The 21,587-nt window shown below is 42.3% G+C and carries 16 protein-coding genes and 1 pseudogene; 12 read left to right on the forward strand and 5 right to left on the reverse strand.

The genetic code is table 11. The annotated features are described in order from the left end of the window. Positions 1-149 precede the first annotated feature (149 nt). Genes HUX74_RS13920 through HUX74_RS13965 form a run of 10 tightly spaced genes read left to right on the forward strand, consistent with a single transcriptional unit; the run spans position 150 to position 13,009 of the window. Positions 150-2,432 carry an LruC domain-containing protein gene (locus tag HUX74_RS13920; protein WP_174646885.1) on the forward strand — a complete coding sequence of 761 codons (2,283 nt, stop codon included), beginning with the start codon at positions 150-152 and terminating at the stop codon, positions 2,430-2,432. A 25-nt stretch (positions 2,433-2,457) separates the two neighbouring features. Continuing rightward, on the forward strand, positions 2,458-2,817 hold the full coding sequence (locus HUX74_RS13925; RefSeq protein WP_119961506.1) for a PleD family two-component system response regulator: 360 nt from the start codon (positions 2,458-2,460) through the stop codon (positions 2,815-2,817). A gap of 18 nt (positions 2,818-2,835) precedes the next feature. Beyond that, entirely contained in the window at positions 2,836-4,002 is a 1,167-nt protein-coding gene (locus HUX74_RS20955; RefSeq protein WP_131226401.1) for a sugar transferase, read from the forward strand. Between the two features lie 21 nt (positions 4,003-4,023). Continuing rightward, positions 4,024-4,872, forward strand: coding sequence for a TolC family protein (locus HUX74_RS13935; RefSeq protein ID WP_119961505.1), 849 nt, complete (start codon positions 4,024-4,026; stop codon positions 4,870-4,872). Between the two features lie 7 nt (positions 4,873-4,879). After that, entirely contained in the window at positions 4,880-7,039 is a 2,160-nt protein-coding gene (locus HUX74_RS13940; RefSeq protein WP_174646886.1) for a hypothetical protein, read from the forward strand. Beyond that, the gene (locus tag HUX74_RS13945; RefSeq protein WP_117601350.1) at positions 7,040-8,497 is read left to right on the forward strand and encodes an O-antigen ligase; all 1,458 of its coding nucleotides are present in this window, start codon (positions 7,040-7,042) and stop codon (positions 8,495-8,497) included. A 23-nt stretch (positions 8,498-8,520) separates the two neighbouring features. Continuing rightward, a complete protein-coding gene (locus tag HUX74_RS13950; protein WP_174646887.1) occupies positions 8,521-9,726 on the forward strand; it encodes a glycosyltransferase family 2 protein in 1,206 nt (401 codons plus the stop codon). Next, a complete protein-coding gene (locus tag HUX74_RS13955; protein ID WP_174646888.1) occupies positions 9,723-10,844 on the forward strand; it encodes a glycosyltransferase family 1 protein in 1,122 nt (373 codons plus the stop codon). The genes HUX74_RS13950 and HUX74_RS13955 overlap by 4 nt, the downstream gene beginning before the upstream one ends. Positions 10,845-10,856: 12 nt before the next feature. Then, positions 10,857-12,059 (forward strand): glycosyltransferase, encoded by a 1,203-nt coding sequence (locus HUX74_RS13960; protein ID WP_174646889.1) that lies wholly within the window; start codon positions 10,857-10,859, stop codon positions 12,057-12,059. Continuing rightward, positions 12,056-13,009 (forward strand): phosphoribosyltransferase, encoded by a 954-nt coding sequence (locus tag HUX74_RS13965; protein WP_117964519.1) that lies wholly within the window; start codon positions 12,056-12,058, stop codon positions 13,007-13,009. Before HUX74_RS13960 ends, HUX74_RS13965 begins: the two co-directional genes overlap by 4 nt. Here HUX74_RS13965 and HUX74_RS13970 read toward each other — a convergent pair. Beyond that, a complete protein-coding gene (locus HUX74_RS13970) occupies positions 12,989-14,002 on the reverse strand; it encodes an acyltransferase family protein (RefSeq protein ID WP_171030453.1) in 1,014 nt (337 codons plus the stop codon). The genes HUX74_RS13965 and HUX74_RS13970 overlap by 21 nt on opposite strands. Before the next feature lie 380 nt (positions 14,003-14,382). Between HUX74_RS13970 and HUX74_RS13975 the strand changes: the two genes are divergently transcribed. Continuing rightward, on the forward strand, positions 14,383-15,669 hold the full coding sequence (locus tag HUX74_RS13975) for a hypothetical protein (protein ID WP_226791187.1): 1,287 nt from the start codon (positions 14,383-14,385) through the stop codon (positions 15,667-15,669). A gap of 416 nt (positions 15,670-16,085) precedes the next feature. Here HUX74_RS13975 and HUX74_RS13980 read toward each other — a convergent pair whose 3' ends face one another. After that, positions 16,086-17,012, reverse strand: a complete 927-nt coding sequence (locus HUX74_RS13980; RefSeq protein ID WP_117601355.1) for a hypothetical protein — start codon at positions 17,010-17,012, stop codon at positions 16,086-16,088. Between the two features lie 871 nt (positions 17,013-17,883). Between HUX74_RS13980 and HUX74_RS13985 the strand changes: the two are divergent. Further along, positions 17,884-18,069, forward strand: a pseudogene (locus HUX74_RS13985) (N-acetylmuramoyl-L-alanine amidase); the annotation flags it as partial. Positions 18,070-18,218: 149 nt separating this feature from the next. On the opposite strand, the gene HUX74_RS13990 reads toward HUX74_RS13985, so the two are convergent. The 3 genes from HUX74_RS13990 to HUX74_RS14000 all read right to left on the reverse strand — a co-directional run bounded on the left by HUX74_RS13990 (position 18,219) and on the right by HUX74_RS14000 (position 21,566). Further along, positions 18,219-18,992: a glycosyltransferase family 32 protein gene (locus tag HUX74_RS13990; protein WP_174646890.1), complete on the reverse strand. Its 774-nt coding sequence runs from the start codon at positions 18,990-18,992 to the stop codon at positions 18,219-18,221. A gap of 145 nt (positions 18,993-19,137) precedes the next feature. Next, positions 19,138-20,667, reverse strand: a complete 1,530-nt coding sequence (locus HUX74_RS13995) for a lipopolysaccharide biosynthesis protein (protein ID WP_117964517.1) — start codon at positions 20,665-20,667, stop codon at positions 19,138-19,140. Next, entirely contained in the window at positions 20,661-21,566 is a 906-nt protein-coding gene (locus tag HUX74_RS14000; protein ID WP_117964516.1) for a glycosyltransferase, read from the reverse strand. The genes HUX74_RS13995 and HUX74_RS14000 overlap by 7 nt, the downstream gene beginning before the upstream one ends. Positions 21,567-21,587 lie beyond the last annotated feature (21 nt).

A 21,587-nucleotide genomic window follows, 5' to 3' on the forward strand; every position in this document is an offset into this window, starting at 1 on the left:
ATTGACAATTTTCAAAATAAACTTGTTTTATCTATTCGCACAAAAGCGTTAAAAAGGGTTAATCACCATGCTTTTATCCCCCATTAATAAAGCTTATTAGTTTAAATAAACGTACTTTTGCTTACAATCAAGCAAAACAAATGTAAAATATGGGAGAAAATACCCTATACAAACGCTTTCTGCCACTTGTTATTCTTACAGTAGGCATACTGCTGCAGGGTTGTAAAGACGATGTTTTTAACCCCGAAAAAGTGAAAGCAGCCTATCAAGACAGGTTTCCGGTCAAGAACATAGACCCGGCTATGGATTGGAAAATGACTCAGCAGGTCCGGGTCAATGTTTCTGTATCCGAAGATACCGGCATCGACTATACCATACGTATTTACGACAAGAACCCCTTAATCAGCCGGTCATCTGCCAAACTGCTGGCAGAAGGCACCGCCAATAATACAACAGTATTTACTACCGTCATGGACTGCCCTTCTGTACTGACGAGCGCTTTTGTGTGCCGCACCGATACACACAGCCGCAACATAGTAAAATATGTATCCATCCAAAACGGTCAGCTCCATGCCGCTTTCGGCAATTCCCTTGCAACTACACGTACCGCATGGACGCGCAGTGTCAGCATCGAGACCTATTCACCGGAAAAGTCTGAGGCGGAAATCACCGCAATGCTATCAAGCGCCGAAGAAATAAGGCCGAATACCGATTTTCAAAACGGAAAAGCCTACAAAATCTCCAAAGACAATATATATAGGAATAAAATCAGCAAGGACGGCATGGGAAGTGACAATCCGGCCATCATCATCATTGAAGGCAGCTGGGAACCCAATGGAAACAACATGACCGTTGAACGAGGCTTCGAATTCTATGTGATTGACGGAGGGGAAATCGTGATACCGGACGAGCACACCTTCACTTTAGTGCAATCCAGCCGGTTTATCGTCTACGCGGGTGGAACCATCAAAGGGAACGACATCGAATTGACCAATGCATCCGGAGGCAGCTACAACTACAATGCCGGCACCATAGAAATAGATGATTTCCATGTCAGCCAGGGAGGAGTATTCTATAATTGCGGTACCGTACGTGTCGATGAAATGAATTTCGACAGCGGATGCAAATTCATCAACCAGGGCAAAGCCTACATCGGGAAAACCCACAGCAACATCACTATAGACAACGGATGCTATCTATATACGGAAGAATTTGTAGGCACACTGAACATGGGAGACACCTCTTCTGCAGAGATAGAGGATTTCGGGGACCATAGCAACAATTACAACACCAGAATCACAATGGGTGACAACTCCATGATAACCGTACTTGATGAAGCAGAATTGTCACAAGCACAATTTATGGGCTCAAACAATGAATATGCACTGGTAAAAATCAATAAAATTGAAGATATAGGGAATTTTTCCAGCCAGGGAAACATTCATTATGAAGTGAAAGAAATTGACGATGATATCACTGAGGACATCTGGTGGGAAGCCAAATTCCTTGATGCCATCAAGAACACCGAAGGAACCATATCCAAATGGGGAGAATCCCCCATCACCATTCCCGCCGGAGACTGCACGGGCGAAGGCAATACTCCGAACGAGTCCGGCTCAGAGCCCCCTACAGACCCAGTCTCCTATACGTACGTATTCGAAGACAACTTCCCGTTGGTAGGCGACTATGACTTCAACGACGTGGTCTTGGACGTGGAGACCTACTATCACCGCGAGAAAAAGACGAACCACATCAAGCGCATACAGCTCGACGTGACCCTTGCTGCGGCAGGAGCAAGCAAGCCGTTGGGCGTAGGGCTCCGGATTACCGGAATCAATAAATCCGATATCCGGGAAATCAAGACCGGAGGCGACGATTCGCGTTTCCAGGAGTCATTCAACAGCTCGTACAACAAATTCAGGTACAATAACGCTACTTATATGGAAGATTCCGATCCGAATGTCATAATCCCCATCGCAGGCGAAGTACACAATGTATTTGGAGTTGAATCGGGTAAGATGGTAAATACCGGCATTGGAGTGACCGCCAAAGAGTATACTTATAAAGTCATTATTGAACTGGCAGACCAAAACCGGACAGAACCCCTATTCTCAAAAGACAATCTGGACTTCTTCATCTGTTATCAATATAAAAGCATGGAACAACGCATGGAAGTTCATCTTTACGAATTTTGGGGATATGGCGCCACTGCCGCCGGAACCATACAGCAAGAGAATCTTGACTTAGCAGGCAACAACACATGGGCAATCTGCGTGCCGTATGGCTTCCGCTATCCCAAGGAAACCATCAATATTTCACGCACTGATATCCCCGAAGCAAGCGCATATCCGGAATTCATCTATTGGGCCCAAGACAGAACCCAGTATACGGAATGGTACGAACACCCGGTAGAAGAAAATGTATATAGATAAATATAGCAAACAATTATCATAAGCAATGAAACAAATATTATTTGTAGATGACAAACCTGCCATAGGCAAGGTACTCTCGGTCTATTTAGGAAAAGAAAATGAGCTGGTCTATTTCGAAGATCCCGTCAGAGCCATAGAATGGCTGAATGAGGGGAACGAGCCCGCTCTCATCATTTCGGACATACGCATGCCCAAAATGACCGGAGGTGAATTTCTGGCATATCTGAAAGGCAATTCACTGTTCAAGGACATTCCGGTTGTGATGCTTTCCAGTGAGGAAAGTACCACCGAGCGCATCAACCTGCTCGAAGCAGGAGCCGAGGATTTCATACTGAAACCTTTCAATCCTATGGAGCTGAAGGCCCGCATCAAGAAATTTCTCTAAACAACAAAATCAATGGATATGTTATATTATATCTACATAGGTAGCAACCGCGTCACCATCGGCCACTTGAGCAAAATTGCGGGAGGCATGTTCATGGCTGTTTCATCCTGCAACAAAGCGGCGAAAGTCATCGACGGTATCCGCGAACGGTACAACACATCCATTCTTTACGAAGAAAGTACCCCTCAAAAGGACAGCCAGGACATCACTTTCCTGCACAAGCGCTTCCCCCGTGTCTACATCATCCTCATCACCGAAGGGTTGCAGAAGGAACACCGCAAGCTCTATCTGCAGGCAGGTGTCAACAACACCCTTTCCCCTATGGCCAGCGAAGAGAGCCTCCAGCAAATGACGAAATTCCTCCGGTTGCGCAAGGAGCACAAACTGCAGGAATTCAGCCAGTCACACCGTAAGATATTCAACACCTTCCACCTGCCTATGTGGAAACGTATCTTCGATATACTGTTTGCGTGTGCAGTGCTCGTTGTGCTTTCTCCGCTACTCATTGCCACAGCCATAGCCATCCGCATGGAGAGTAAAGGCAAAGTGATTTACAAATCCCAGCGTGTAGGCAGCAACTACCAGATATTCAACTTCTTGAAGTTCCGCTCCATGTACACCAATGCAGACAAGCGCCTGAAAGAACTGAATGCCCTCAACCAATATAAGATAGAGGAAGAGCTTACGGACGAGCAGCCCGATATCCGCTTCGACGACCTGACCGGCACTTCCGAAGAGGAGGCTACCCTGCTGATTTCGGACGATTTTGTCATCTCCGAAGAAGATTTCCTTAAAAAGAAGGCCCAAGAAAAACAGAATACGTTTGTCAAGATAGAGAACGATCCCCGTGTCACCCGCGTAGGCCGTTTCATCCGCAAGTACAGCATTGACGAACTGCCGCAGCTGTTCAACGTCCTCAAAGGGGACATGAGCATCGTGGGCAACCGCCCGCTCCCCCTCTACGAAGCCGAGCTGCTGACCAGCGACGCATATATCGAACGCTTCATGGCCCCTGCCGGACTGACAGGACTGTGGCAAGTGGAGAAACGAGGTGGCGCCGGGAAGATGTCGGCCGAAGAACGCAAACAACTGGACATTAAATACGCCAAAGAATTCTCATTCTGGCTGGACATGAAGATACTGTGCAAAACGCTGACGGCATTTGTACAAAAAGAGAATGTATAAAATAAAGATAACAGGAATTATATGGCTTTAGAGACAATAAAAAGATATATCAGTTCCATCATTTACAGTGTAATCCTCTTAGGATTGTTGGGGGTGTCTTTGTCTGTGGCTGCGCAGCAGGAGTTGACACGGGAGGAGCGCATCAAGATATTGGAACAGCTCAAAATGGAGGACAAAAAAATAGAAGTCAACACATTGGGTTTAATCAGTTCGAAGACATCAATAGATATTGAGAATTTAGAGTTGCCTCCTCTATCCGTCTTTCTTGATGCAGTAACAGAGAATGCGTCAGTAAAAAGAGCCCAATCCCAAGTAGAGCAAGTCAAGAACCAATATCGCCTGGAAAAAAGGAATTGGTGGAACTACTTCAGGCTGAACGGTAACTATTCTTACGGACGCTACAACATCATAGGCAATGCCAGTGACGAGTTCACCCCTATGTACCAGACAACGATGTCAAGTGCCCAGCACAACTTCAATGTCGGGGCCAGCGTCGGTGTCAGCCTGGGTGATCTATTCAACCGTCCGTTGAAACTGAAAGATTATCGCTACCAGATAGAACAATTGCAATATGTACAAGAAGATGTCATGGAAGAACGGAGACTAAAGGTCTTGGAAGCCTACAATGCAGTTACCGAACAATTAGCCACCATCAAAGCCAAAGCAGAAACGGCTGCCTTGTATAATGCACAAATGAAAATATCTGAAAACAATTTCATACAAGGAGCCATCGACATCATTGCACTTTCTTTAGAGCGTGCGCGCCGCACCGGTGCCGTGACCACGTATGAGCAGAGTCGTGTAGCTTTACACAATTCAATTGTATTATTGGAAATGTTGACTAATGTAAAAGTTATAACAGACAAGTAAACTAATTATGAATATAGTACAATTTTTGGCAAGCTTCTTTTACCGCATCCGTTATTGGTTATTGTGGGGAAGTCTTCTTGTTACGGCATTGGTCATATACTTTACCCAATTTTTACCATACAGTTATACGGTAAACAGTAGTTTATATGCAGGCGTAACCAATAGTACCAATTTGGATGGAAGCCAGCTTATCAACATCAACAGTACTTTCGACAATATCATTAATATTGGCAAGTCCAAAAACACTTTGGCAAAGGTTTCCGTTCGACTGCTTGCAACCAATCTTGTACACGGTGATGAATGGAAAGACAATATGTACATTCAAGCCAAACATTACAGACAACTTGTCCAAATCCTTCCAAAAGAAGTATTGGCTTTGGTAGACCGTTCCTCTTTGGATAAAACCGTAACTAATTTAATGAATTACAGAAAGGAGAACAGTAGCAATTTTGTCTATTCCATATTCAACCGCCCTTATCCGTTTTATAGCTATAACGCATTAAATTCAATCACCATTAAACGATTGGGTACCAGTGACCTGATAGAATTGGTATATACCTCCTCCGATCCCGGTATTACGCAAAACACCCTCAAGATATTGGAAGATGAACTGTTAAAGGCTTATGAGCAACTCCGGTTCAGTGCCACAAACAGTGCTATCGCCTATTTTGAAGAACAAGTGCGAATAGCCAAAAAAGCACTTACTGCAGAAGAAGATGATTTGACAGACTATAGTGTTCAAAAACAAGTCATCAACTACGACGAACAATCCAAGGCATTGGCTTTGACCAAATATGCGACAGACGACCGTATGGAAGCAGTGCAACGAAATTATGGAAGTGCAGTAGCCTTGCACCAAATGTTAGAGAATAAAATGGACATACGGGCCAAGATTATACGCACAAATACGAATTTATTACAAGAGTTGGAAAAAGTCAGCACCTTGAACCAAAGCATTCTCGAACAAGAAATTTTTACCACAGAACAAAGTCAGAAGAAAAGTGATAAACTTCAAAGAGAAAAAGATGCTCTGCAAAAGGCAGAAGAAAAAATAAGCCATCTCTCCGATAATTTAAACGAGTATGGTTTCTCCAAGGAGGGTGTAGGCATTCGAGAAATGGTGACAGAATGGCTGACGGCATGCATCAATGAGGCGAAAGCCAAAGCTGAAGTGAAAGTATTGGTTGACCGCCAACGGGACATTATCGGCCAATACCGGGAATTCTCACCCGTAGGCACTCAAATCAAGCGAAAAGAACGTGCCGTAGGCATTGCCGAAGACAATTACCGCCGACAAATAGGAGGCCTTGCTGAAGCACACCTCCGTTTGCAGAATATCAAGATGACAACTGCCAACCTGCAGGTCATAGCATCACCCGAGTATCCGCTGACAGACAATGGCAGAAAAAGAATTATCTACGTCCTTGCGGCATTCTTCGGCAGTTTAATATTCATAAGCGGTTACTTCCTGCTGATTGAATTGTTAGACCGCACTCTCCGAGACCCTGACCGCAGCAAACGTCTGACCGGACTATCTGTCATTGCAGCATTCAACGGTGTAAGCAACTTAAAATTCCGTGGATTCCTCAAGGCTTGCAACCGGCTTGCCGCAGCCTACAGTTGCCGACAATTCAACAACTACTTACATCCGGATCGTCCCACCGTCATAAACCTGCTCAGCATGGAGAAACGTGAAGGGAAATCATTCCTTGCCAAATATTTCATCGATTACTGGGAAACTGAGGGTATGAAAGTGCGCCTTGTAAAATACGACCACGATTTCGACACCCAAAACAAGGGATATGTACAAGCTCAAGAATTGTCTGACTTCTGGGCTTTAAATGAAGCAGAAGAAATACCGGACATTATTTTAGTGGAATATCCTGCTGTCAGTACCGCCACTTTACCTATGTCGGTATTGAAAAAAGCAGATTTCAATTTGCTGATAGCCAACGCTGCCCGATTGTGGGGCAGAGATGACGACACCCGATTGAAACCGTTAAAGGAAGAATTGGAAGGAACTCCTCTATTTATGTATCTCAACAATGCAGACCGCGAAGTGGTTGAAAGCTTTACCGGAGAATTACCTCCTCATACTCCGGTCCACAGTTTCTTCAGCCGGTTGGCACAATTAGGTTTAACATCAAAATCAGCAGCTGTCAAATAAATGCAAACGGATATCAAAGGACATAGCATATCTCCCTTGGCGGTAACATTATTAGTGTTCATCATCGGACTGGGTGCACTCATCTATAGCATATTATTCAGTACTTGGGATATCATTGCATACGTTTGCCTTTCCCCTTTCTTCTTGATAATAGCAATACAAGCATTAAGAAACCCTTTTGCCGGTGTATGTTTCCTATTCACATTCAATTACTTTTTCATTCCCTGGTACAGATACACGCAAGGTAGTGGGTTGAGTGTCTGGTATGATGTTGCAACCGTCACCCTGCTTATAACACTTTTGATATATTCCTATCATCAACAAGGTAAGATTGCATGGAAATACACCAAAAATATTCTGACGTTTGGAGGTTGCATATGGGCCATATATACTGCGGCTGAAATCATAAACCCAACAGCTCTCACGGAAGCTTGGATTTACTCTCGTGGAATCATATACAGCACCCTTGTCATGTCATTAATTGGCGTTTTAACAATGACCTCCTATAAGCGATTGCGCATCATTATGCTTTTTCTGTCCATATTCACATTGACAGCCGTAGCCAAAACTGTTTACCAGAAATATGTAGGTTTTGATGAGACAGAAACAACCATGCTGATTGAAACGGAAATGTACAAGACACACCTTTTATCCGATGTCACCCGATATTTTTCCTTTTTCACAGATGCTGGAAATTTCGGTTCCAACATGGGTTTTGCTGCCATTCTGTTCGGTATCTCGGCTATCTTCGTGAAAGAACGTTTCATAAGACTCTATTATATAATTATTGCCCTTTGTTCCATATATGCCTTGTTCATTTCCGGAACTCGCGGTGCACTGTTTGTCCCCATCGGAGGAAGCATATTGTTTACTTTCCTCAGTAAAAATATCAAGCTCATGGGAGCTACAGTCATATTCGGCTTATTTTTTTATATCTTTTTCGCCCATACCTATATCGGTGAAAGTAACTCTTCAATCAGACGCATGCGCACAGCTTTCAGACCTACAGAAGATGCCTCATACACTGTCCGCAAAGAAAACCAAAAAAGATTGGCTGAATATCTAAAATACAAACCTTTCGGAGAAGGACTCGGTTTGGGAGGGGTAGAAGCCAGAAAATATGGTTCCCGTCTCACAACACTCATTCCCCATGATTCTTTTTATGTCAAGATATGGATGGAAACCGGTATTGTAGGATTAGTGCTTTTTCTTACCATATATGTCAGTACATTGTTAAGAGGTTGCTATCTTATCATGTTTCGGATTAAGAATAACGAGCTACGTGGAATACTCACGGCCATTGCTTGCGGCATTTTCGGACTAATGATAAGCGCCTATGGAAATGCTTTTTTCTTCCAATTCCCTACAGGATTCATGGTTATTTTATTTTTGTCAGTCCTGATTAATGGGGAGCATATCGACCAACTGCTGACCCAACAAAAAATGAAAAAGAAATAGAAAATATTAAATAGAAAACATATATGAACGACATTTTTTCCATATTCAATCCCGACTGGTGGATGGACGAGAACAACAATGCCTTGCAAATGACAGACGCGGTTCTTTTCTTATTGCTGGCCATCCCCGTAGCCTACTTGTTTATCTATGCATTGGCCTCCTTGCGGAAATACAAGAATCCCTATCCACCGTCCCCCAAGCAACATCATTTCCTGGTCCTCTTTGTTGTGTTGAAAAACGGCAAGGAAGTGATAGAGTCCATCAATCATTTCCTTGATACGCAGATGTATCCGAGAGAAAAATACGACATCGCAGTAGCTGCCACACAACTGTCCGAAGAAGACTTAGTTACGCTGCTCCAGATGCCGGTCAATATTGTCGTGCCCGATAAAGAGCATTGCACAAAGATATATGCCATACAGCAGGTTATGGAGCGTTATTCTCCTCATGAGTACGATGCCATCACCATATTCAATTCAGACAACAAAGTTGTTCCTAACGCATTGGAGCTTTTCAACAACGCCTACTACTCCGGATGCGATGCCATCCAAGCCCACCGCATGACGGAAAACCTGAATACCAACATCGCCGTATTAAACGCCACCAGCGAAGAAATCAACAACCACCTCTTCCGCAAGGCACATACGGCACTGGGATTCTCCTCCGCCCTCATCGGTTCGGGCATGATGTTTGATTTTGAAATGTTCCAGGAAATCGCTCCCAGATTATCAGGAAGCGATTTGGCCAAAGCTACAGAAATGGAACTCTTGAAGGAAAACATATATACCGAATACATGGAAGAAATAGTCTGCTATTGCAAAAAGACGGATGATACATCGGGGTACAGCAAAGAACGCCAGCGCTGGCTGGGCTCACAGTATCGCAGTTCCATACTGGCATTGCAACAATTTCCGATAACCTTTTTACAGGGAAAGTGGGATTTATGCGAAAAATTATTCCAATGGCTACTTCCATCCCGTTTTCTGCTCATCTTATATATCACGATATGTGCCGTGGCAATGACATTCCTGGAGTGGCCGCTTGCTACAAAATGGTATGCACTTTTAGCCGTTTTATTCATCACTTTTTTGATGGCTATGCCCGAAGGGGAAATCAGCCGCAAGTTCCGGAGCGCTTTCTGGTCTCTGCCCATATTGGTAGTCACCTCTTCCATGAGCCACATCACAAGAATCTTTAAACGAAAAAAGAAAAGAAAGGCAGCAAAATGAAAATCGCCATCGAAGCCCAACGCATTTTCCGCAAAGACAAGCATGGCATGGACTTTGTCATCTTGGAAACACTGAAAGAACTGCAAAAGCGGAAAGACGGTAATGAATATTACGTATTCGTTGCCCCGGGAGAGGACCGGTGCCTGGAAGAATCGGAGAATCTCCATATCATTGAGCTTCGCTGCCCTACTTATCCACTGTGGGAGCAGATAGCATTGCCCCGGGCCGCCAGGAAGCTGAAAGCGGACTTGCTGCATTGTACATCGAACACAGCCCCGCTATGGTGTCCCATCCCTTTGGTGCTGACGCTTCATGACATTATCTATCTGGAGCCGCGTCAGCATCGCAGTCCTTCCTTCTATCAGGAAATGGGATGGCATTACCGCCGCCTGATTGTTCCCCGCATCCTGAAGAAAGCAAGAAAGATTATTACAGTTTCGCAGTTCGAGTGTACCCGCATACGGGAAGCTTTGCAGCTTCCCAAAGAAGTCATTAAAGCCGTGTACAACGGCTACAGCGCTTACTTTACGATGCAGGAAACACCCGATGAGAGTATTGTGCAGAAATACATACCGCACCCGGACTTTCTTTTCTTTCTTGGAAATACAGACCCCAAAAAGAATGCGGCGCGTACCCTGAAAGCATACGCGTTATATCTGCAAGCATCCCAAACGAAACGCCCCCTTCTCATTGCCGATTTAAAAGAAGAATATATCGACCAGCTTCTTCAGCAAGAAGGAATCACCGGGATAAAAAAACACCTGTATTATCCGGGATATATCAGCAACAAAGATTTAGTAACCCTTTATAATGCAGCATTTGCATTCCTCTATCCTTCCTTGCGTGAAAGTTTCGGAATTCCTATGCTGGAGGCTATGGCTTGCGGCACTCCTGTAGTGACGAGCAACGTTTCGGCAATGCCCGAAGTTGCCGGTAAAGGTGCCATTTTAGTCGACCCTCAAGAACCGCAAAAAATAGCAGATGCCTTGCTACGTCTGGAGAATGATGCAACATTCTATCGGCAACAAGTAAATTACAGTCTGGAACGTGTAAAACTGTTCTCCTGGAAACACACAGCAGAAGAATATGTAAAGATATATCACAGTATTCACCAGTAATCGGCAAACATCATGAGAGACTTCATCATCACCAGCCTGCAAACATGGGACATCGAAATAGGTAGTACCATCAAGAATACTGCATTGGAAATTTCAAAGCAGAACCGGGTGCTCTACATAAACACTCCGATGGACATTTCCATCCGGCTGAGAGGGAACAAACAATCTCCATCCTACATCCGGCGTATGGCTGTCATCAAAGGAGAGGCTTCACCACTCCGGCAAATCAACGCCAACATGTGGGTACTGGACTGTCCTTTCACCGTGCTCTCGGCCAATTTCCTGCCCGCATCGCTTTTCAATATCGTCAACAGAAAAAACAATGCCCGCATAGCCCGATGGATTGTAGAGCAGGCCACCGCGCTCGGCTTCAAGAATTACATTCACCTCATTGATACAGACATTTACCGCAGCCGCTATCTGAAGGAGTATATCCATCCGGCTGTCAGCATCTATTATCGGCGCGACTACGTCATAGGCGAAGCTTACTGGCGCAGGCACGGCACCCGTCTTGAGCCGGAATTAGCAGCCTCTGCAGACATTGTTCTGGCAAACTCCACCCGTTTTGCCGCAGAGTTGCAAGCCTACAATCCCCATACCTACCCCATCGAAACCGGAGTAAACCTGACGCTATACGACCCCGCCAAAGAGTACGGAACACCCGATGATGTACAAAATATTCCACATCCTATCATCGGATATATGGGTACGATAAACAGTACCCGCCTTGACGGAGAACTGCTTTATCAGATAATAAGTCAGCGTCCCGATTATAGTTTTGTGTTCACCGGCCCGGAAGATGACATTTTCCGTCGGGACCGTATCCATAGTTTGAAAAATGCCTATTTCACCGGACAAAAAAAAGTGGACGAATTACCGGCCTACATAGCTGCCTACGATGTCTGCATCAATCCGCAAATGGTGAACAAGATTACCAACGGCAACTATCCGTTGAAAATAGACGAATATCTGGCTATGGGTAAACCCACTGTCGCAACCAGTACCCACACCATGCGCAACATATTCACAGGTCACACGCACCTGGCCATCAACCCGGAGGAATGGCTTGCGGCCATAGACCGTGCTGTGACCGAAGCTGACGACAAAGAACTGGCCAAACAGCGCATAGCCTTTGCCGAGACCCACAGTTGGGGGCATAGCGTGAAGAAAATCTATGAAATAATCGACTCATTCCTAAAGAAGAAAACTACATGAACTATCGTAACATAGACGACTTGAACCATTGCATCCTGCAACATCTCAGCATTCTGCCACGGGATTTCGACCTCATTGTCGGTGTACCCCGCAGTGGCATGTTTCCCGCCAACCTGCTGGCACTCTATCTGAACCTGCCCGTCACGGACATTGATTCTTTCCGCAACGGGCATATTTATCAGACCGGAGAACGGGGGAAAACTTTCAACATGACCCACATACACAAAGTACTGGTTGTGGACGACAGCATAGCCACGGGAAAAGCTGTGAAGAAATGCCGCGAGCTCCTGAAGGACATAGAACATTTATACAACATCAAATACTGTGCCATTTATGCAGTTCCACTACACACTCATTCTGTTGATTATTTTTTCGAAATAGTCGATTATCCCCGTTTCTTCCAATGGAACATCATGAACCACTCTATTCTGCAAAAAACGTGCATGGACATCGACGGTGTGCTTTGCGCAGACCCCACTCCGGAAGAGAACGATGACGGCGAGAAGTACCGTCATTTCCTGCTGAACGCTCTTCCGCTATTCATTCCCAAAGTCACCATTGGCACACTGGTCACTTCACGCTTGGAGAAATACCGTCCGGAGACGGAAGCCTGGCTCCAGAAGAACCATGTGAAATACAATAAGCTCGTCATGCTGGACCTGCCGGATATGGCTGCACGCCAACGGGCGAATTGCCACGCCTCCTTCAAAGCCAAAGAATACGGTTCATCCACCGACTACATGCTGTTTGTAGAAAGCTCTATGCCGCAGGCTGCGGAAATCAACCGCCTGACCAAGAAACCGGTGCTTTGTACAGAAACTTTCCAGATGATTTATGAATCCAAATCACTATACTATAATCTGAAGTCGGGAGAAACATTCCCGTGGCTACGGCGTTTTATGATAAGGGTGCGCAACAGACTGAGAGCATTATCTCCTTCCAAGAAATAGCATTCGCAGCATTTTGGAACAGTTAAACAGTTTGTCTACTAATACCGGCCCGATTGTTGCAATAAAAGTTGCAGACAGCAATATGGGGACAATCGCATCAATCCCCATCATTTTCAGTATAATCCGCCCACCGGAAGTACCGAAACCATGAAAAAGATAAATACTGTACGCATAGCCGCCTATCCAGACAAAAAAACGGTTGTGCCACTTCAATGCCAGCAGCAGGAACAAGGTGGGAATCAACGTCACGGGATAAAGCAACATGCTCAAAGAGGCGTATTTACCGGGATAGAACCACACTATCTGTATCAAGACAATCCCCCATAGCGCCACGGCAAGCAAGACACGCCTGACAGCCAGACGACTGTAGAGCGACACAGCAAAACGGCAGGCAGCCACGCCGACAAAGAAATAGGGCAACTGTCCCAAAGCGCCCTTGAAACTGAACAGGTCGGGAACCTCATGCAGAATCCATACATCATTTATCCTACTGAAAATCAGCGCCACAATGCAACAAACAGCCCACTTGCCCGGAGTGTCCATCCACTTCCGGCTGTCCATCCACCATTGCACTACAAAAATCAAGAACAACGACGGCAGATACCAATATATGGTATAAGGGAATACATAAATGCGCCACATTTGGCTAAGCTCCCCTTTATTATTAGTGCCCGGCATCAGATACTGTACCAGAAAATACAACGTGCCCACCGCCGCCATCGGCACCAGCAGACGCAAAGCTTTCTTCCGGACAAAACTTCCAAAACCGGAAGATGCAGAGAAAGGCTTCAACGCATAAACCCAGCCGGCAATAGCCGTAAACAACGGCATCTGAATATAATCTATCCATACGTAAAGATAACGCAATGGATGTGGAAAATCAATTTTCATGCCCCCACCAGGTCCGGAACCGATGACATGCCCCACCACTACCAATAAAATAGCGATACCACGCAAAGTTTCAATAGATAAGTTTTTTTCCTGATTCACCATGAAACAAATATAGTGCATTTGTTCGAAAGAACAGAATTAAAGAACGTGAAAAAAGAACGGATTTAAAGAACCGCCTTATGTATCTCTTAAAGGTCTTGCAGAATAATACAAAAGTAATTTCCGTTTACCGAAAGCTGAGATTTGGGATAACACGTGAGCATATTAACTATCTTCCATTATAAATTCAAGCATAGAGTATGAGGAAAACAAGAGATGTACACACAAGAGTAAGTGTCTGTTTTACTAAATATAATTAATTGTTAAAACAACAATGAATTAAAAAAAAAGTTATAGATTTAAATCGTCAAACAATATCAATTTAAATTATGATTGCAAATTTAGATTGCATCAGTTAATAATTTTCTAAAACTTTTTTTATAATGGGGACAAATGTTTTTTTAAAAGCCGGTTTGCGGAATTCAGATAGCAAACGTTTTTTTAAAATTCTTTGGGTGGTTATACTTGCGTTATATCCTTGGTTATTGTCTGCACAGACGTTTGCTAAGGCAAAGAAGGCAGTATATGTAATTGTTGACGGAATTCCTGCCGACCAGATTGAAAGGCTTCATACACCGGCTATATTCGATATTGCTTCAAAAGGCGCTTACAGTCGGGCATATACCGGAGGAGAAATTGGTGGATATTCACAGACGGCGACAATCTCAGCTATTGGCTATACCAATCTGCTGACAGCAACTTGGTTTAATAAGCATAACGTAGGAGGCAATTCCGACCTGAAACCGAATTACAATTACTGGACGATCTTTCGGATTGCCAAAGAGCAACCCAAAAAATATAAAACGGCTATCTATTCCAGTTGGACGAATAACCGGACAGTTTTGATTGGGGAGGGGAAAAAGGAAACAAACTATCTCAAGATTGATTATGTAAAAGACGGTTACGATTTGGACAGCATCCGTTTTCCGAAAAAAGAGAAGGATTTGCATATTTTCGATATAGACGAACAAATTTCGAAAGATGCAGCTGAAGGTATCCGCACAGATGCGCCCGATCTGAGTTGGGTGTATTTATGGTACACTGACGATGCAGGGCATATTGCCGGTAACGGAGCATTTTTCGATGAATATGTGCGTAAAGCAGACGAGCAGGTTGCCCGCATTTGGGAAGCCGTGAAATATAGGGAGGCCAATTTTGATGAAGAATGGATGGTCGTTATTACCACCGATCATGGACGCGGAGAGAATGGACACGACCACGGGGGACAGTCCTGGCGTGAACGTACGACCTGGGTTTCAACGAATGTACCGGTAAACAGTCATTTCACATCCGGCAATTTGGCAATCACCGATATTGCACCTTCCATCTGCCGGTTCATGGACTTTGAGGTTCCACAATCTGTCTTGTGGGAACAAGATGGCATGTCCTTTGTCGGGGATGCTGACATTTACGATTTGCAGACAATGCCTTATGATAATACGGTCGGTTTATCCTGGAAATGTTATTCGGAGAATGTTCCAGTGACCGTTTATGTTGCCGTCACAAATAAATTCAAAGAGGGAGATGAAGACGAATGGATCAAATTGGTGACGCTACCGGCCGGAAAGAGAAGTTACACAGTCGATCTACAAGCTTTGCCAGAATCGAAGTTCTATAAGTTTGTCATCGTTGCTCCTGGTAATCACTTGAATCGTTGGCTAGAAAAATAAGGGCATGCAAAAACCTTTTCTGTCTAAAGGAGCTTACAAGAACCAACAACAAGTCCAATGGGTATTTCAGGAGGTTTCTTATCGTTCCGATACCCAGGTCAGAAATGGATCCGAAGCTGGCTGAGAAGATTGTTGATACAGAGTTGCCCGGAATTACGAACCGGAGAAGGAAATCATAATCCGACTCCGGTTATTTTTTATGTTTCCAAGAGTGGTAATTTCTCCATTCTGGTATTCATTCACGACGAAATGATCACTGACCTCAGACCGAGCACCCCAAGATTTATTCAGTTGTTCAATTGTCCGATTGATTTTTTTGCATTATAAATCAGGTAGCAGGCGAATATTTTTAACGCCAAAGTCCTTACTTTTATCAAAAAATACATATTAAAGATTTTCTTTCATGAAGTAAAAAACTATAGATTCTTTTTTTCCTTATTCATCAAAAACCAGATTTTTCGCTGCCATTCATACACTGCAAATCTCTCATCATCGGAGTCGTCAGTCTTTTCCACATATGTTCTTATACTTGGGGCGGAAGGATATTTGGCCCGGATAATATCATCTATCAGATAGCCGTTCAGCCCCTTGAATTGCTTGAAAAGGAAACTTTTGAACATAAGGTTGATATATATAGGATTATTGCATATATACGTTTTATATGCCTGATATGCTTTAGACTTCATATAGTCTGAAACCCTGCTGCTGAAATTGAGTTTACCAAGCTCTTCTTTTAATGCCTCTTCCAGTTTTTTATACTCAGTAGAGTCCGTTATACTGTACCAATAATGTTCATCAGGTTTAGTTATTAGATCCACCCATGCACTGGCTTCCCAATAATCGGTTACCATTCTTATGGAATCTCTTTGTTCCGGAGACATCGCGTAAAACAAGGAGTCTTTTTCCCAGCCTTCAAAAAGAGCTTCAATAGAATTGATCTTCTCTTGCTTCAGCCGTTCATATATATCCGGTAATTCTTTATCAAGAATGGAAGTTATCTGGAAAGCCCCACTTTCTATTCTACAATTAACACGTGGATTGGTTATGATAGAGTCGTTGAATACAAAAGCGATCTGCCTGCCTATTGCCTTTTCCGTTTCTTTAGCCCATTTGTTCAATTTGTATTTACTGATTTGCCCACTAATCACATTTTTCCCAAAATAGTCCGTTTCCAATCTAAGTGAAATAAAATCTTTTATCGTCACGATAGGTTCTCGGGAGATACTATCTGTTTGTCCGGATAAAATATGATACCAACCATTTTCCCGAAATTTATTTTGGCAAACTGAAAAATATGGAAGGAAAGAAAACAATGCCAATATTCCAAATAATTTTTTACACATAACCTAATGTTTTTTAAATTCTGATTTCAAATACCGTTCTCCTTCGGGTACAATTCTAACAGAGTTCCGGACACATACACTTATTAAGATTCAAAAAATGATGAGAATAACAACGACAGTAATTGTTACAACTATTATTTTTTATGAGTTCCGAGTATTTCATGCTATTCATTGTAGAAATCACTATTAAACCGAAATTCTAAAAGTTTACGCAAATTTAATAATAAAAACAATCAAAAAGCATGATATTTATATATTGTCTAAAAAATGCCCCAAAATCATGCAGTCATGGATTTGGACTTAAAAAAACAATAAGTGGAATGCCAGCTTCAAGAACATCACTATCCTGGTTCCTTCATTAGTGATACAAACTACATTCTTCTCTTATTGTATCAAAGCCATTGCAGAAAAGACATCAGCACACATGCTTTTATCAATTCTAAATATAGGATATAAAATAATATTCAATACCTTTGCAGTATAGGTTAAACTTATTATTCCCGCCAAATACTTTTAGTGTTTAAATCATGAAAAAGAAAATTCTATTCATTCAAACGTTTGGTTTCTTTGCCACTTATCTTTGTCTCGATTTCCTTTTTACAGAAGAAGTTCATATAATTGAAATCTCTTTATCCGCTGTCATGTATTTTGTACTGATGTATTTTCTGAATAGAAATAAGAAGTAAGTTTTTACAATGCGATCCATAGAATAAGGAATCTCCACCTTATTCCAATGGTGCTGTATTATTCCTATAAAACTTCATCCTCTTCTTATTTTTTCATACCTTCGCACCATTTTTTAAGTACAAACGAAAAAACAATGGCAATCATGGAAAAAAATCAATTTAAACGTGACAGATAAATCCTGACCACACGCACGGAATGGCAACACCACTCGCTCCGCGTATTGGTACGTGCTTTGCTGATGGACTATCCGGGAGCAAAAGTAGCGGGACATCACAACCTCAGTCCCGACCATAACAACAACGGAGAAGTGGAACCGATGGAATGGACGAAACAATGCCCGTGTTTTGAGGTGAAAAAAGAGAAGTGGTAACTAAGAAAATGGAGATGGCAAAGCATGACAAAAGCTTTGTCACCTCATTTTTTATTCATACATCTGTTCTAATTAAGCAAAATGCGCATCCAACAAAGTTTAGCCGTATAATATAAATGAGAGAGTAAATCTTTTACTACCTCCAATGATTACTTCTGAGCCCTGAAAATCTTTCGATAAAAATTAAGTTTTGTGAGAATGCTCCGTAACCATGTACGCTTACGCCAACTTCCTTTACTTAAATGAACGGCAATAGTATCATCTGTGACTTGTTTCCAAGCAGCTCCTAATATACGAGAAGGAAGAATGAGCATTCTTTCTTCTAATTGTTGTTCTATTTCATTATTATACTTTAATCCGAATTTTTCAGCAGCCAACGCCAGCACATCTGGTGCTATCTCCTTTGTATACCAACTACCGTCTTCTTGTATAAAATGGCGACCTTCATAGAATTTCATAGCTTCCACTAAATAAGGATGTCCCCTTTCAGCTCCTAATATGGCTGATAACAAACCTAAGCCTGGTACACGTACACCAGGGAAACGATTTGTTCCATCCGGTCCAAGACGTTTACCTGCCATCTCATCTCCCTCTATCATTTCCGGATGATATTCTATAGCAGTAAAAAAGCCATTGGATAATAGTGGATCAAAAGATTTTTTCACCATGACATCGGTATCCATATATATTCCTCCTTCGGTATATAATGCATGTAAACGCACATAATCTGTCACAAAAGCTAAAGCACCTACACTAAAGGCCTCTTTGGTCCATGACAAAGAATTTACATCAAAATCCTTTAAACTCCATAATTTCCATTTATAGTCAGGGAGATTTTTCTTCCATGAATCCATACACACCTGTAAACTATAAGGTATCGGCGTATCATTGAACCAGCAATAATGAATCGTTTTGGGTATCATTTCAAGTCATCTTTAGATTATTTTGCAAAAAGCCTACCACACAAAGATAAAATAAAATTCTAAGAATCAGCATAAGAATAACGAAATAATCGTCCTCTATCCATACACACAGCTTTCCAATATAACGCATCATACACCTTGAAAATTACAAATGAATAAAACGTCCCAACAACGTTCGAATACCCTTTGAAAAGCAATAAAAGAAAATGGTTAAAATCACCAAAAATAACAGTGAAGAAATCAAAGCATAGAAAATCCATTCCAAGTAGCCTTCCATAGGTTCTGATAAAGGTAATAATGAAAGAATGACATCCGCTAATAGCCAAGACAAAGCACACAGACATAAATACAACAAGATATTCTTCCAATAAACACTAACGTTCATTTTAAAACCGTCACGATATAAGAAATAAGGTTTCCAAATGCTTATGACAGTTATGGAACTGGCAACATCCCCCAGTAACACTCCCGGCAACCCCCAATAATACCCGCCAACCAATGCTACCAATATCGTAATTCCAAGTGTAGCAATAGGCGCCCAAGTATCTTGAAAAAGCCCATAACCATAAATAAACTGATCATTCGTGCCACGGAACTGACTAATAAAAAAGTTGGCAAGAATCACTATCAATACAGAATGAGGCAGCACATACTCTGCTCCTAACCATACAATAATAAAAGAATCCATCAAATGATAGAGAGCAAATGTTAAAAAGGAAGCTACCATAAAACGTAAAGAGCTGAGTTCCCAAAATACTTGTTGTATGCGCTTTGAGTCACCTTCGGCAATCAAATTACCCACTCCTGCTCCCGTACTTCCTAAGAAATTATTAACGAGCTGGTTCAATTTCGTCAACAGCAACATGTAATTGCTATAATAGGCTACCAATTTTAAGGAAGTAAACGCGTAAACCAAAAAAGGAAGTAATTGAGACCGCCCCATTCCTGCCAATTGATGTACAAACATTTGGCGTGCCTTGCGTACGATTATCTTATTCTCCGGATATTTTCGACGACCTTCAGCAATACTACACTTCAGCCATGGATATACCCTATTTATCTTCCAGTTAAGTATATATGAATATAAGATGCCAAAAAGTAATTCAATGGCAATCCATAGATAAAAACTACCTATGTAGCAAACAAGCATCATCTGTACCAATATCTTTATAATATTTGCAGTCTGGAAATAGGCCGTTACAACATAATTACGTTGATCGGCTCCTAACAAAGTTTGCCGATAATTAATAAAGTAACTGATGAGGGCAGAAGACAAAAAAGCAAAATAGGCAAAATAGACTACACCTAAATCAATACTGATATTTGCAAATATCAAAGGAAGAAAACAAGCCAATATGAGCCCTACCCCTATAATTATCAATCCGACGTTGCGATAAAGATACCCCAATACAGAAATAATATCTCGTATCTTGTCCTTGTCATCATTAAATAAAGGTTTATAAAGTACAAAACCAATAGATGCCCCAATTCCTAATTCGGCCAAATTCAAGAAACCCAATAAATTTTGTAATGTCCCCATTAGACCCACAAAATCTGCTCCCAACATATCCAAGAATATCTTGCGAGAAAAAAAAGAGATGAATAGGGTAATAAAATAAAAAAGCACATTTACCCGGGCATTCAAATAGCTTTTTTTGAGACGAGACTCTACCATAATTTCAACTTTTCGCAAATATTTTTCATTTTATCCATAAAAACACCCCTAAAGGTACCATACACGATATTCCATTGTTCATTGCATATAAAAATCCACAAGGCTTTGTAATATCCCCGCCTTCCGAAATACTTTCTGCATTGCATCACACGGTAATAGCTGCTCACAAGTCTATCTTCCCGATTTATTTTTCTCAGAAACCGGTTACAGCGACATGCTACCCAAACCCGTGCCAACAAATTGTCGAGCAAAACACTATATTGTAAAGAACCCTCACGTATTGTAGCACAATAAATGGCTACAGAGCATATTGCCACATTCCGAGCGTAATAATCCAAATAATAAGAGAACATTACATCATTTCCAGCCAATGTCTCATCAAATTGGATGGAATGCTTCTGAACTATATTTCTGGAAACCATTTTTGCCCAGGGTACATCATTCCGATATTTTAGTCTCTCCGCATCTATGCTTTCAGTCACATCAAAACCTAAAAAATCAGATTGACGTGAACGCATAGGAACTAAAGTTTCCGAATCTGCACTTGTAGCTCTGAATGTTATCAAATCGTAGTCCGTAGCACAATAACAATCCAGTACCTCTAAAAAACCGGGCAGAAAAAAATCATCAGCATCAGCAAACAGCAGCCACTTGCCTCGAGCATGAAGCAGGCCACAATTACGGGCATATCCAGCTCCCTTCCCTTCTTTGGTGAAAATGATTTCTACATCTTCCCGACTACTTCCCGGAAAGTCCATAAAATCCACGACATCAGAAGAACTGTCATCATCAACCACAATAATTTGGATGTCATCACGGAAAGGAATAGAATCCAAACAGCGCTGCAACAACAACGGAGCATTCTTATGAGGTATAATAATAGTATAAGTATAATCCATACTCCTTACTTTTGACAACAA

It is taken from the genome of Bacteroides sp. Marseille-P8574, assembly GCF_902825465.1.
In the GTDB taxonomy this organism is placed as follows: domain Bacteria; phylum Bacteroidota; class Bacteroidia; order Bacteroidales; family Bacteroidaceae; genus Bacteroides; species Bacteroides uniformis.

Excerpts from the sequence above, each read along its gene's own strand:
- HUX74_RS13920 (WP_174646885.1), top strand. The coding sequence starts at position 150 with ATGGGAGAAAATACCCTATACAAACGCTTTCTGCCACTTGTTATTCTT.
- HUX74_RS13925 (WP_119961506.1), top strand. The coding sequence starts at position 2,458 with ATGAAACAAATATTATTTGTAGATGACAAACCTGCCATAGGCAAGGTA.
- HUX74_RS20955 (WP_131226401.1), top strand. The coding sequence starts at position 2,836 with ATGTTATATTATATCTACATAGGTAGCAACCGCGTCACCATCGGCCAC.
- HUX74_RS13935 (WP_119961505.1), top strand. The coding sequence starts at position 4,024 with ATGGCTTTAGAGACAATAAAAAGATATATCAGTTCCATCATTTACAGT.
- HUX74_RS13940 (WP_174646886.1), top strand. The coding sequence starts at position 4,880 with ATGAATATAGTACAATTTTTGGCAAGCTTCTTTTACCGCATCCGTTAT.
- HUX74_RS13945 (WP_117601350.1), top strand. The coding sequence starts at position 7,040 with ATGCAAACGGATATCAAAGGACATAGCATATCTCCCTTGGCGGTAACA.
- HUX74_RS13950 (WP_174646887.1), top strand. The coding sequence starts at position 8,521 with ATGAACGACATTTTTTCCATATTCAATCCCGACTGGTGGATGGACGAG.
- HUX74_RS13955 (WP_174646888.1), top strand. The coding sequence starts at position 9,723 with ATGAAAATCGCCATCGAAGCCCAACGCATTTTCCGCAAAGACAAGCAT.
- HUX74_RS13960 (WP_174646889.1), top strand. The coding sequence starts at position 10,857 with ATGAGAGACTTCATCATCACCAGCCTGCAAACATGGGACATCGAAATA.
- HUX74_RS13965 (WP_117964519.1), top strand. The coding sequence starts at position 12,056 with ATGAACTATCGTAACATAGACGACTTGAACCATTGCATCCTGCAACAT.
- HUX74_RS13970 (WP_171030453.1), bottom strand. The coding sequence starts at position 14,002 with ATGGTGAATCAGGAAAAAAACTTATCTATTGAAACTTTGCGTGGTATC.
- HUX74_RS13975 (WP_226791187.1), top strand. The coding sequence starts at position 14,383 with ATGGGGACAAATGTTTTTTTAAAAGCCGGTTTGCGGAATTCAGATAGC.
- HUX74_RS13980 (WP_117601355.1), bottom strand. The coding sequence starts at position 17,012 with ATGTGTAAAAAATTATTTGGAATATTGGCATTGTTTTCTTTCCTTCCA.
- HUX74_RS13990 (WP_174646890.1), bottom strand. The coding sequence starts at position 18,992 with ATGATACCCAAAACGATTCATTATTGCTGGTTCAATGATACGCCGATA.
- HUX74_RS13995 (WP_117964517.1), bottom strand. The coding sequence starts at position 20,667 with ATGGTAGAGTCTCGTCTCAAAAAAAGCTATTTGAATGCCCGGGTAAAT.
- HUX74_RS14000 (WP_117964516.1), bottom strand. The coding sequence starts at position 21,566 with ATGGATTATACTTATACTATTATTATACCTCATAAGAATGCTCCGTTG.